The organism is Amycolatopsis sp. NPDC041971, assembly GCF_055588925.1.
The window spans coordinates 305,025-317,151 of record NZ_JBVJCE010000001.1 but is presented as its reverse complement, the minus strand read 5'-3'; the positions used below and the strand labels follow the sequence as shown (position 1 = coordinate 317,151).

The following is a 12,127-nucleotide window of genomic DNA, read 5'->3' as shown; positions in this document are numbered from 1 at the left end:
GGGGGGGGGGGGGGGGGGGGGGGGGTGGGGGGGGGGGGGGGGGGGGGGTGGAGGGGGGGGGGGGGGGGGGGGGGGGGGGGGGTGGGGGCCACCCCCCCCCCCCCCCCCCACGACCACCTGTACCGAACACCGAACTGGCGGTTTCGCGTGACTGACGGGACGGCACGTGTGATCAGGCGGACGGCACACGTGTCTGGAGGGACGACACGCGCGCGGCCGGGTAACGACCTGGATCACTCACGACAACCCGACCCGCCATCACGAGCTAGCCTCGTCCCATGTCCTTCCCTGGTCCCGCAACACGTTCCGACGTCCCGCCGTTCCACGTCATGGACGTCCTTTCGGCCGCGCAGGCCCGGCGGCGCAGCCATGGCGACCTGGTCCCGTTGCTCGCGGGGCAACCGTCCGCGCCCGCGCCTCGACCCGTGCTCGAAGCGGCACAGCGGGCGCTGAAGGACCACACCCTCGGCTACACCGAGCAACTCGGCGTCCCGGAACTGCGCGACGCCGTCGCGGCGCACTACAACCGCACGTATCCGGTCGACGTGAGCCCGCAGGACGTCATCATCACGACCGGTTCCTCCGGTGGCTTCCTGCTCTCGTTCCTCAGCGCCTTCGAGGCCGGCGACCGTGTCGCGATGGCGCGCCCCGGCTACCCGGCCTACCGCAACCTGCTGAAGGTGCTCGGTTGCGAGGTCGTCGAGTTCGCCACCGGGGCGGGGACGAACTTCCAGCCGACCGTCGCGTTGCTCGACGAACTGGGGCCGATCAAGGGACTGATCGTCGCCAGTCCGAGCAACCCCACCGGCACCGTCCTGCCACCGGGTGAACTCGCCGCGATCAGCGGCTGGTGCGCGTCACGCGGTGTGCAGTTGATCAGCGACGAGATCTACCACGGGATCTCCTACGGCGCCGGGCTCGATTGCGCCTGGCAGTACGGCGACGAAGCGCTCGTCCTCGGTTCGTTCTCCAAGTATTTCGCCATGACCGGCTGGCGGCTCGGCTGGATGCTGGCGCCTCAGCGGCTGCATCGCGCGATCGACGTCCTGACCGGCAATTTCACCATCTGCCCGCCCGCGGTCTCCCAGTACGCCGCGATCGCCGCGTTCACCCCGGAGGGGTACGCGGAGGCCGACGGCCATGTCGAGCGCTACCGGGCCAACCGTGACGTGCTCTTCAGCGGTCTCAAGGGCATCGGCATCGACAAGCTCGCTCCGGCCGAAGGTGCCTTCTACGCCTACGCCGACGTCTCCGCGTACACGAACGACAGTCTTAGCTGGTGTCAGCGTCTCCTCGCCGAGACCGGTGTCGCGATCGCTCCCGGGATCGACTTCGACCCTGTCGACGGTGGCCGGTTCGTGCGGTTCTCCTTCGCGGGCTCGCGCGAGGACATCGACGAGGGCGTCCGCAGGGTCGGCGACTGGCTCAGCGCTCAGCGCTCGTAGGTCAGGGGGAACCCGGAGTTCTCCCTGAACGTTGGCCGGAAAGAAGGCGCTCACGACTCCCGCCTGACAACCTGGACTCACCGGGCCCGCTCGGGCACGGTGAGGCAATCGGAGGATGCCATGTTCTGGAAGATCGTCGGCGGGCTGATTCTGGCTTGGGTGGCCTTCATGGTGCTCGGTTCCGTGCTCGGTTTCCTCGTGAAGGCCGTCTTTTGGATCGCCGTCATCGGCGGCGCGGTCTTCCTCGGCACGGCCGCGTATGGCGCCATCAAGGGCAAGGGCACCCCGAAGCAGCTTCGCCGTTAAGGCTTACGCGCCACCCCGCCGAGCGACGTGAAATTCACGGGCGAAGGCGGGGTGAAGCGCGGGCCGTCCGGCCACCACAGGTGCGGGTACGTCAGCCCCGGCTCCATGAGTTCGAGTCCGTCGAAGAACGACTCGATCTCCTCGCGCGTCCGATATAGCGTGTCCAGCCCGGTGCCGGTGAAGCGTTTCTCGAGTGACGTCGCGATGTCGGCGGCTTCGGTGCCGTCGGCGGGATTGTGCTGGTGCAGCAACACGACGAACGAGCCAGGGGCCAACGCGTCGACGTAGGCGCGGACGATCTTCCGTGCCTCGCCGAAGTCCTGGATGTGGTGGACGATCGCGCACAGGATCAGGCCGGCCGGCCGGTCGAACTCCAGCCGGTGGGTACGCGCGAGCTCCTCGATGACCTCGTCCGGTTTGGTGAGGTCGGCGGCCGCCATATGCGCGAAGTCGTTCGCCGCGAGCATCGCCCGGCCGTGCGCCTGGACCACCGGATCGTGGTCGACGTAGACGACCTGCGCCTCGGGGTTGTACCGCTGCGCGACCTGATGGGTGTTGTCCGAGGTCGGGAAGCCGGAGCCGAGGTCGAGGAACTGGTCGAGGCCTTCCCGGTCGGTCAGGTAGCGCACCGTCCGGACGAGCCAGTGCCGGACCTCCTTGGCCATGACCCTGGCATCCGGCGCGAGTTCCAGGATCTGGCGCAGGACCACCCGGTCGGCCGCGTAGTTGTCCTGGCCGCCCATGAGGGCGTCGAAGACCCGCGCGATGCTCGGCCGGTCGAAATCGACCGGCACGAGCGGCCGCCGGCCGTCTGGACCAGGCATGGGCACCTACCCGTGGGAAAATCTCGGTTCGGGACGCAGGCCAGCTTAGGTCATTCGCTTCACCGCGCGTAAGCGGATGAGCGGCGAGGGTGAATTATTCCTCCGAAGAGCCGAAGGCGGATTTCGCTGTTGTCACGCCGACCCAGCGTTCCGCCTTCATCCCCACCGCTCGTGCACCGTCCACATTGGACTGGCGATCGTCGAAGAACAGGCAGTCGGCCGGTTCGGCGCCGAGTTCGGCCAGCAGGAGCCGGTAGATCTTCGCGTCGGGTTTCATGCAGCCCAGGTCACCGGAGAAGAGCTTCACGCGGAACAGGTTCGCCCATTCCTGCTCGCGCACCCAGCGTCCGAAGGTCGATGACGCGTTCGAGAGCAGCGCGAGCGCCGCGCCCGCTTCGTGCAGCCCTTCGAGCAGCTCGAGAACGTCCGGTTCGACGTGCGTCCAACCGGTGACGTCGATGCTGGTCAGCTCGTCGGCGAACGCCTTGTCGACCGGGACCTCCAGCGCGCGGCCGACGCTCTGCCAGTACTCGAGGTCCGAGCCGCCGGAGTCGTACCGGACCCGTTCGGCCCAGTAGTGCGGTTCGAAGTCGGCGACTTCGCTGTCGAAGGCCTTGGCCAGGGTCGGCAGCGCGTCGGTGTGCTCGCTGATGACGTCGCCGTAGTCGAAGACGATCCAGTTCACGTTCAGCCCCCGGTCTTGACGCGGTGAAGGGTTTCGTCGATGTCGGCCGCCGAAAGGTCCCGGTGCGCCACGAAGCGGATCCTGCCCGAGCTGGGCAGCGTCCGGATGCCGAGCCCGGCCAGCCACGCCAGCCGTCCTGCCAGGTCGGGCGCGGTGACCTGCACGATGTTGGTGTCGGGAGTGTTGACCTCCCAGCCGTGCTCGGCGAGCCCGGCCGCGAGCCGTGTCGCGTTCTCGTGGGTCTCGGCCAGGTCGCCGACGCGGTCCAGCGCGACCATGCAGGCCGCGGCCAGTACACCGCCCTGGCGGATGCCGCCGCCGAGCATCTGACGCATCCGCCGCGCCTTCTCGATGAACTCCGGGCTGCCCGCCACCACCGAGCCGACGGGTGCGCCGAGCCCCTTGGAGAAGCAGGCGGAAACGGTGTCGGCGCCGACCGTGAGCGCCGCGGGCGGTACCTCCAGCGCGACGGCCGCGTGCCAGAGGCGGGCGCCGTCGAGGTGCACGGTCAGCCCGGCCTCCTTCGCCACCGCGACCAGCCGCGCGTGCTCGTCGGGCGGGGTGACGGCGCCGCCCGCGGAGTTGTGCGTGTTCTCCAGGCACAGCAGCGGCGTGTGCAGCGCGTAGTACGGCCCGCGCGGGTCGCCGATCGCGGCCGAAAGCGTTTCCGGCGTCGGACGTCCCGGCCCGGCGTCGTGCTCCAGCGGCTCCGGCATGCCGCCCGCGAGCCAGGCGGCGGACCCGAGTTCGTCGGTGATCACGTGCGCGCCGCGCGGTGCGAGGAACCGGTCGCCGCGCTGGAGATGGATGCTCAACGCGATCAGGTTCGCCATGGTCCCGCTCGGCGTCCAGAGCGCCGCGGGCATGCCGAGCAGGTTCGCGGCGCGCTGTTCCAGCGCGCCGACGGTCGGGTCGCCGTCGAGGACGTTGTCGCCGACCTCGGCATCCGCCATCGCCTGGCGCATGACGTCGTCCGGCCGGGTCACGGTGTCGGAGCGGAAATCGAGCAGCGGGAGGGAGCGCGAGGTCACGGTACGATCACATCACATCGTCGGGCCCGCCATGAATCTCCTCCCCGGCTGGTCCCCCGCGCCCGCTCATGCAACCGTGGACGCCCCCGGTTCCGTCCTACCCACCGACGAGGCAAGAGCGGAGACAAAACCCGCGTGAACCAGCGCGACGAACAAGAGTTCGCGGAGTACTTCGCCGCGAAGCGGGACTCCGTGCGCAGGACCGCGTACATGCTCTGCGGCGACTGGCATCGCGCGGATGATCTCGCGCAGACGGCGTTCGTCGCGCTGCACCGGAGGTGGAAGAAGATCAGAGAACGGGCGGCGACCGACGCCTACGTGCGGAAGACGCTGGTCAGGGCGGCCATCGACGAGTCGAGGCGGCCGTGGCGGCGGGAGTGGCAGACCGAAGTGCTGCCCGAACCGCCGCAGGACGGCTTCGACCTCGGCGAACAGGTCGTCACCAGGGAAGACCTGCTGGCCGCGTTGCGCGAAGTGCCCCCGAAGCAGCGAGCCGTGCTGGTGCTGCGGTTCTTCGAAGGGCTCGACGTCGGTGCGGCGGCGAAGGCCCTCGGGTGCAGCGAAGGAAACGTGAAAAGCCAGACCGCGCGAGGGCTGGCGAACCTCAGGCAGGTCATGGAGAAGGAGGAGGTGGCACGGGATGGACGAGAATGACCTGAAGGCGTTGTTCCGTGACGCCCCCGGCGACGCGCCGTCGCCGACCTTCGACACCGCCGACGTCGTCCGCGCCTCCGAACGCGCCACTGCCCGACGCCGAAACGGTATCGCGGTGGCCTGTAGTGCGGTGGTTTTGGTACTGGCCGGAGCGGGCATGTTCGGCGTGCTCGGCGGCACCGACCTCCAGCTGGGGAGCGGCGCCAAATCCGAACAGGAAGCGGCCACCGCGGGGCAACCCGGGGCCGCGTCCGCACGTCCTCTTGACAGCGGGGACCCCTCGAACTTCTCGAACCCGCCGCCTCAGCAGGGGGGCGACGGGCCAGAGAGGACCGGCCGGATGACGGCCGAAGGCACCTACGGGTGCGACCAGGTGGACCGGGAGCTCGCCACCGCCCTCGCTGGCGAGCTTCCGGTCCCCGTGGATGTCGCCAAGTCGACGCCCGGCGACATCTGTACGACGGGAGCCAGGTCCGCGGGGTTCCAGGTGCCCGGCGGCACGGTCTCCGCGGCGGTCTTCCCCGCGGGCGCGGCCGTTCCGTCCTTGCCGGCCGGCGCGTCCAGCGCGCGGCGGACCACCGGCAAGGGTTCGCTGGTGGTCGTGGTGAGTCTCGGTGACGGTTCGGGCAGGCCCGCCTTCTCCGAGTCCGAGGTCGAGAGGGTTGTCGGCGTGCTCGCCGCCCGCTACTGAGCGCACCTGGCAAAATAGCCCGCCATGACCGCCGCAGCGACAACGCCGAAGGGTGAGCGACGCCGTGCCGAGCTCATCGAGGCCGCCGCGTCGCTGCTGGCGGAGGGCGGGTTCGACGCCGTGCGGCACCGCGCGGTCGCCGAACGCGCCGGGTTGCCGCTGGCCTCGACGACGTACTACTTCGACTCGCTCGAAGAACTCGTCACCGCCGCCGTGGAGCACCACTCGAACCTGGAATTGGAGACCGGACGGCTCCGACTCGAGGAACTGGCGACCCGCGATCGCGGTGTCGAGGCCACCGTCGACCTGGTGCTGGACATGCTCCTCGGACCGCTCCGCCCGGATCGCGAGGCCGACGCCGAAGCGGTCCTTCTGCGCTACGAACGCCTCGTCGGGACAGGCCGTCGTCCGTACCTTCGTCCCCTGATGCGGACGCTGTCCGCTCAGCTGTACGAGCTGCTCCACGAGATCTTCGCGCGCTCCGGCACCCCTGTGGACGGCGTCGAACTGGAGCGGCTGGTCGCCCTGGTCGACGGCGCCGTGGTCAACGCGCTGATCGAGGTCGACCCGGAGCCGCGTGCCGCCGCCGCCCGGATGCTGCAAGCGGCCCTCACCTGACCCCTCCCGCATTTCGTCCTCTGAATGCGGTAGTTCGTTATGCCAACTACCGCATTCAGAGGACGAAATGCGGTGGTCGGGCGGGGTCAAGGCGCATTCAGAGGACGAAATGCGGGCGGGTTAGTCTGGCCGCGTGACGGACAAGCCCCGCATCCCCAACGTGCTCGCCGGCCGCTACGCCTCGTCTGAGCTGGTCGAACTGTGGTCCCCGGAACGCAAGGTCGTGCTGGAGCGGGAGCTCTGGCTCGCCGTGCTCCGCGCGCAGGCCGACCTCGGCGTCGAGGTGCCGGACGGGGTGGTCGCCGACTACGAACGCGTGCTGGAGCAGGTCGACCTCGACTCGATCGCCGCGCGCGAGCGGGTCACCCGCCACGACGTGAAGGCCCGGATCGAGGAGTTCAACGCGCTCGCCGGGCACGAGCACGTCCACAAGGGCATGACGTCGCGAGACCTCACCGAGAACGTCGAGCAACTGCAGGTGCGGCGCTCGCTCGAGCTGATGCGCTCGCGGGTCGGCGCGGTGCTCGCCAGGCTCGCCGCGATCGCGGTCGAACACTCCGACACGGTGATGGCCGGTCGTTCGCACAACGTCGCCGCGCAGGCGACGACCCTGGGCAAACGGTTCGCCACCGCCGCCGACGAACTGCTCGTCGCGTTCGACCGGCTCGAGAACCTGATCGAGCGGTACCCGCTGCGCGGCATCAAGGGCCCGGTCGGCACCGCGCAGGACATGCTCGACCTGCTCGGTGACGAGTCCACTTTGGACGAACTGGAGTCGCGGGTCGCGGCCCACCTCGGCTTCGAGAACGTGTTCACCAGCGTCGGCCAGGTGTACCCGCGCTCGCTCGACTTCGACGTGCTGTCCACCGTGGTCCAGCTGGCCGCGGCGCCGTCGAGCCTGGCGAAGACGATCCGCCTGATGGCGGGCCACGAATTGGTCACCGAAGGCTTCAAGCCGGGCCAGGTCGGTTCGTCGGCCATGCCGCACAAGATGAACACGCGGTCGTGCGAGCGGGTCAACGGGCTCGCCGTGGTGCTGCGCGGCTACCTGTCGATGATCGGCGAGCTCGCCGGCGACCAGTGGAACGAAGGCGACGTGTCCGACTCCGTCGTCCGCCGGGTCGCGCTGCCCGACGCGTTCTTCGCGCTCGACGGTCTGCTGGAGACCTTCCTCACGGTGTTGGCCGAGTTCGGAGCCTTCCCCGCGGTCATCGGGCGTGAGCTCGATCGCTATCTGCCGTTCCTCGCGACCACCAAGGTGCTCATGGCCTCGGTCCGCGCGGGTGTCGGGCGTGAAACCGCTCACGAGGCGATCAAGGAGAACGCCGTCGGTGTCGCGCTCGCGATGCGGGAGCAGGGGCTGGTGGAGAACGACCTCCTCGACCGGCTCGCCGCCGACGAACGCATCCCGCTCGACCGCGGTGAGCTGGACAAACTCCTCGCCGACCGGATCTCGTTCACCGGGGTGGCCCCCCGTCAGGTGGCCGCGATCGCATCACGCGTCGAAGGCGTCCTGGAGCGTTTCCCGGAGTCGGCGAACTACTCGCCGGCACCGATCCTCTGACCAGGCGACACGATCTCCGGTGACCAAGGTCTCCGGTGACCAAAGTCCCTTGATCCCTCGAAGTCGCGCGTTTGGCCGCGAGGCCCCCGGGATCACGATGGCAGGGCGCGCTCAAGGCCACCGTGAGCTGCGAGTTCATCAGGTTGCGTCCTGGCAGCGTGATCCCGGCGGCGCGATACCAGATACTGAGACGAAGTTACTCGATCGGGCGAAATGCCTAATCTCGATCGCTGAACCCGGAGCGCCAGGCCGCCCACGAGGCGGCCTGGCGTGTTTGTATCGCGCCCTGCGCGCCGAAACCCACGGAAGAAGCGATGAGATCCACGCTGTCGAAATTCGTCGCCGTCGTCACGGCCGGAGCGGCCACCCTCGCCCTCGCCGCCTGCGGCTCCGGTGACGCGGGCGCGACTGCCCAGAAGCTGCGGGTCGGCACTCTGACCGACGCGCCGCCGTCCATCTACCTGGAGAACGGCACCTTCACCGGCTACGACAACGAACTGCTGCGCGACATCGCGAAGCGCGAGGGCTTCGAGGTCGAATTCGTCGGCACCGAGTTCGCCGGCCTGCTGGCCGCCGTCGCCACCGACAAGTTCGACATCGGCAGCTCCACGATCTCCACCACCGAGGCCCGCAAGAAGACCGTCGCGTTCAGCAACGGCTACAGCACCGGGTTCACCACGATCCTCACCAAGAAGGGCGCGGCCCTCAAGGACGTCGGCGCCTTTACCGGTAAGCGGCTCGGCGTCGTGCAGGCGTCGGTGCAGGACGACTTCGCGAGCGGCAAGGTGCCGGGCGCCAACGTCGTCCGGTTCCCGGACTACAACGCCGGTTTCGCGCAGCTGAAGGCCGGCAGCCTCGACGGCTGGGTGGTGCCGAAGGACATCGGGCAGAAGTACATCGACCAGAACCCGGACGTGCCGCTGGAGTTCGGCTACACCGTCGAGACCAAGGACACGCCGTCCGCGTTCGCCGTCCGCAAGGACAACAAGGAACTGCTGAAAAAGCTCAACGACGGTCTCGCGAAGGCCGTGGCGGACGGCACCGTCGCCCGCCTGCACGCTCAGTTCTTCAAGACCGAGCCGCTGCCGAAGGAACTCGAAAAGGGCGGCCCCGGCCTGCCCGTCCAGAACGCGGGGATTTGAAAACGATGAAAAAGATCTTCCTCGCCACGCTGGCCGCGGGTCTCGTCGCCGTGCTCGCCGCCTGCGGTGGCGGCGAATCCGCCACCGAGAAGACCCTGCGCGTCGGGACACTCAGCGACGCGCCGCCGAACATCTACGTCGAGAACGGCAACTTCACCGGTTTCGACAACGAGCTGCTGAAGGCCATCGCCGCCAAGCAGAACCTGAAGCTGGAGTTCGTATCGACGGACTTCTCGTCGCTGCTGGGCCAGGTCGCGAACAACCAGTTCGACATCGGCAGCTCGGCCATCGCACAGACCGACGAGCGCAAGAAGAACGTCGACTTCTCCAGCCCGTACAACTTCGAAGTGATGAGCATCCAGACCAAGGACGGCTCGCCGATCACCGAGGAGAAGGGCCTGTCCGGCAAGCGGGTCGCGGTCATCCAGGCGACCGTCGGCGACAAGTGGCTCACCTCGACGGTGCCCGACGCGCAGGCCGTGCGCTTCCCGGGTTACGCCCCGGCGCTGGCCGCGCTCAAGAGCGGGGCCGTCGACGCCTACGTCCTCGACCAGGCGATCGCCGAGACGAACGTCAAGGACAGCGCCGACGCGAAGCTCAAGGTCGTCAAGTCCTTCACCACCGACGTGCCCCACGGCTTCGCGGTGAAGAAGGGCAACACCGAACTGCGAACGAAGATCGACGAGGGCCTGAAGCAGATCATCGCCGACGGCACGTGGGTCAAACTGCACGAGAAGTTCCTGCCGACGGCCCCGGTTCCGGACCAGTTCAAGGCGTGAGGATCACGATGAAGAAGTCATTCGCCGCCGTCGTCGGTGCTGCCCTGGTGGCGGTGCTGGCGGCGTGCGGCGGCGGGGAAAGCGGCAGTGCCGGCACGTTGCGCGTCGGCACGCTCAGCGACTCGAAACCCAACGCCTATCAGGAGAACGGCGTGTTCACCGGGTTCGACAACGAGTTGCTGAAGGCCATCGCCGCGCAGCAGAACCTGAAACTCGAGTTCGTCTCGACCGAGTTCTCGACGTTGCTGAGCCAGGTCGCCAACGGCAAGTTCGACATCGGCAGCTCGGGGATCTCCCAGACCGACGAACGCCGCAAGACGGTCGACTTCTCGGCGCCGTACAACTATCAATCACTCGGTATCGAGGCCCGTGAGGGCACCGGCATCACCGACGAGAACTCCTTGGCGGGCAAGCGGATCGGTGTCGTGCAGGGCACGGTGTCGGACAGCTGGCTGGCGGCCAACGCGCCCACCGCGCGGGCCGTGAAGTTCCCGCAGGACGCCGCCACCCTCGCCGCGCTCAAGTCGGGCGCGATCGACGGCGCGATCTTCGACCAGGCGACCGCCGAGGACTACGCCGCGAAGAACCCGGACGCGAAACTCAAGGTGGTCAAGGCGATCACCACGACGATCCCGCACGGCTTCGCGGTCAAGAAGGGCAACACCGAACTGGCAGGCAAGATCAACGCCGGGCTCAAGGCGGTCATCGCCGACGGGACATGGGAAAAGGTGCACCAGCGGTTCGAACCGAACGCGCCGGTGCCCGCGGAGTTCAAGGCCGGGCAGAAGTAAGTGGACGATTTCCTCAACAGCTTCCTGAACTGGGAATACATCTGGGAGGTCTTCCCGGACCTCCTCGGGACCGGCCTGCTGAACACGCTGATCCTGTCGGCGTTCTCGGCGCTGATCGGCACGGTGCTCGGCATGCTGCTGGCCACGATGGGCCTGTCCAGCAAGGCGTGGCTGCGCTGGCCCGCCCGGGTGTACACCGACATCTTCCGCGGCCTGCCCGCGATCCTGACCATCCTGGTGATCGGCCAGGGCGGCGGGATCCTCATCCCGTCCCTGTCACGGAACCCGTATCCGCTGGGCATTCTGGCGCTGAGCCTGATCGCCGCCGCGTACATCGGCGAGATCTTCCGCGCCGGTATCCAAAGTGTCGAAAAAGGACAGATGGAGGCCAGCCGCGCGCTGGGCATGAGCTACACCAAGGCGATGACGCTCGTCGTCATCCCGCAGGGGGTGCGGCGGGTGCTGCCCGCGCTGGTGAACCAGTTCATCGCGCTGGTCAAGGACTCCAGCCTGGTGTACTTCCTCGGCTTCCTCGCCGAACAGCGCGACCTGTTCCGCATCGGGCAGGACCTCGCGGCGAACACCGGGAACCTGTCGCCGCTGGTCGCGGCGGGTGCGGTGTACCTGGTGATCACCGTGCCGCTGACGCATCTGGTCAACTACATCGACAAGAAGCTGCGCACCGGCAAGAAGATCCGGGTCGACGACGACGGCGGCGAAACGGAACTGCTGAACGCCGGAAAGGTGCCGATGTCATGACGACCGTCGTACGTTCTTCCAGCGTCGAACTCCGCGACATCCACGTCTCCTTCGGCACCCTCGAGGTGCTGAAGGGCGTGAACCTCAAGGTCGAAAAGGGCCGCACGACCTGCATCATCGGGCCGTCGGGCTCCGGCAAGTCGACGCTGCTGCGCTGCGTGAACCGGCTGCAGGAACCCGACTCCGGCGACTTGTTGCTTGGCGGCGAGAGCGTCATCTCGTCCGACCCGGACGCGCTGCGGCAGCGGGTCGGGATGGTGTTCCAGCACTTCAACCTGTTCGGGCACCGCAGCGTGCTGGACAACATCACCCTGCCGCTGCGCAGTGTGCGCAAGCTCGGCAAGGCGGAGGCCGCGGAGATCGCGCACGCCCGGCTCGCCGAGGTCGGCCTCGCCGACAAGGCGCCGTACCGGCCGAGCGCGCTCTCGGGCGGGCAGCAGCAGCGGGTCGCGATCGCGCGGGCGCTCGCCATGGAGCCCGAGGTCATGCTGTTCGACGAGGCGACCAGCGCGCTGGACCCGGAGCTGGTCAAGGGCGTCCTGGACCTCATGGCGGGGCTGGCCGAGCGCGGGCTGACGCTGCTCGTGGTCACCCACGAGATGGGTTTCGCGCGCAGTGTCGCCGACGAGGTCGCGTTCATGGACGCCGGGAAGATCGTCGAACTCGACGTTCCGGAGGCGATCTTCGACGCTCCGCGGAGCGAGCGTTTGCAGAGGTTTTTGTCGCAGGTGTTGTGAGGAGCCGGTGGTGGGGTGGGGGGGGGGGGGGGGGGGGGGGGGGGGGGGGGGGGGGGGAGGAAAGACAACCCCGCCCAGGCCGGGGAGGGAAGACCCGAACC

14 protein-coding genes are annotated in these 12,127 nt (G+C 68.5%); 11 read left to right on the top strand and 3 right to left on the bottom strand.

Translation table 11 applies throughout. The features are described 5' to 3' along the window. Positions 1-278: 278 nt before the first annotated feature. Entirely contained in the window at positions 279-1,445 is a 1,167-nt protein-coding gene (locus ACZ6DT_RS01595) for a pyridoxal phosphate-dependent aminotransferase (RefSeq protein WP_465587049.1), read from the top strand. A gap of 120 nt (positions 1,446-1,565) precedes the next feature. After that, complete coding sequence (locus ACZ6DT_RS01590; protein WP_007032516.1) at positions 1,566-1,751, top strand: hypothetical protein; 186 nt, start codon at positions 1,566-1,568, stop codon at positions 1,749-1,751. Here ACZ6DT_RS01590 and ACZ6DT_RS01585 read toward each other — a convergent pair. The 3 genes from ACZ6DT_RS01585 to ACZ6DT_RS01575 all read right to left on the bottom strand — a co-directional run bounded on the left by ACZ6DT_RS01585 (position 1,748) and on the right by ACZ6DT_RS01575 (position 4,291). Beyond that, a complete protein-coding gene (locus ACZ6DT_RS01585; protein ID WP_465587046.1) occupies positions 1,748-2,575 on the bottom strand; it encodes an SAM-dependent methyltransferase in 828 nt (275 codons plus the stop codon). The two genes, ACZ6DT_RS01590 and ACZ6DT_RS01585, sit on opposite strands and share 4 nt — an antisense overlap. Positions 2,576-2,669: 94 nt before the next feature. Continuing rightward, positions 2,670-3,260: an HAD family hydrolase gene (locus tag ACZ6DT_RS01580; RefSeq protein WP_465587043.1), complete on the bottom strand. Its 591-nt coding sequence runs from the start codon at positions 3,258-3,260 to the stop codon at positions 2,670-2,672. 2 nt (positions 3,261-3,262) lie between these two features. Beyond that, the gene (locus ACZ6DT_RS01575; RefSeq protein ID WP_465587040.1) at positions 3,263-4,291 is read right to left on the bottom strand and encodes a threonine aldolase family protein; all 1,029 of its coding nucleotides are present in this window, start codon (positions 4,289-4,291) and stop codon (positions 3,263-3,265) included. A 135-nt stretch (positions 4,292-4,426) separates the two neighbouring features. On the opposite strand from ACZ6DT_RS01575, the gene ACZ6DT_RS01570 reads away from it, so the two are divergent. From ACZ6DT_RS01570 to ACZ6DT_RS01530, 9 genes are all read left to right on the top strand, one after another. Beyond that, positions 4,427-4,945, top strand: coding sequence for a SigE family RNA polymerase sigma factor (locus ACZ6DT_RS01570; protein ID WP_465587037.1), 519 nt, complete (start codon positions 4,427-4,429; stop codon positions 4,943-4,945). Then, entirely contained in the window at positions 4,932-5,636 is a 705-nt protein-coding gene (locus ACZ6DT_RS01565) for a hypothetical protein (protein WP_465587034.1), read from the top strand. Before ACZ6DT_RS01570 ends, ACZ6DT_RS01565 begins: the two co-directional genes overlap by 14 nt. A gap of 24 nt (positions 5,637-5,660) precedes the next feature. Continuing rightward, positions 5,661-6,254, top strand: a complete 594-nt coding sequence (locus ACZ6DT_RS01560; RefSeq protein WP_276365151.1) for a TetR/AcrR family transcriptional regulator — start codon at positions 5,661-5,663, stop codon at positions 6,252-6,254. Between the two features lie 133 nt (positions 6,255-6,387). Further along, positions 6,388-7,818: an adenylosuccinate lyase gene (gene purB, locus ACZ6DT_RS01555; protein WP_465587032.1), complete on the top strand. Its 1,431-nt coding sequence runs from the start codon at positions 6,388-6,390 to the stop codon at positions 7,816-7,818. A 314-nt stretch (positions 7,819-8,132) separates the two neighbouring features. Further along, positions 8,133-8,960 (top strand): substrate-binding periplasmic protein, encoded by an 828-nt coding sequence (locus tag ACZ6DT_RS01550; protein ID WP_465587029.1) that lies wholly within the window; start codon positions 8,133-8,135, stop codon positions 8,958-8,960. Positions 8,961-8,965: 5 nt separating this feature from the next. Next, positions 8,966-9,739 carry an ABC transporter substrate-binding protein gene (locus tag ACZ6DT_RS01545; RefSeq protein ID WP_465587027.1) on the top strand — a complete coding sequence of 258 codons (774 nt, stop codon included), beginning with the start codon at positions 8,966-8,968 and terminating at the stop codon, positions 9,737-9,739. Positions 9,740-9,747: 8 nt separating this feature from the next. Next, positions 9,748-10,530 (top strand): ABC transporter substrate-binding protein, encoded by a 783-nt coding sequence (locus ACZ6DT_RS01540; protein ID WP_465587025.1) that lies wholly within the window; start codon positions 9,748-9,750, stop codon positions 10,528-10,530. After that, positions 10,531-11,289, top strand: a complete 759-nt coding sequence (locus ACZ6DT_RS01535; protein ID WP_465587024.1) for an amino acid ABC transporter permease — start codon at positions 10,531-10,533, stop codon at positions 11,287-11,289. Beyond that, positions 11,286-12,026: an amino acid ABC transporter ATP-binding protein gene (locus ACZ6DT_RS01530; RefSeq protein ID WP_465587022.1), complete on the top strand. Its 741-nt coding sequence runs from the start codon at positions 11,286-11,288 to the stop codon at positions 12,024-12,026. The genes ACZ6DT_RS01535 and ACZ6DT_RS01530 overlap by 4 nt, the downstream gene beginning before the upstream one ends. Positions 12,027-12,127: the final 101 nt, after the last annotated feature.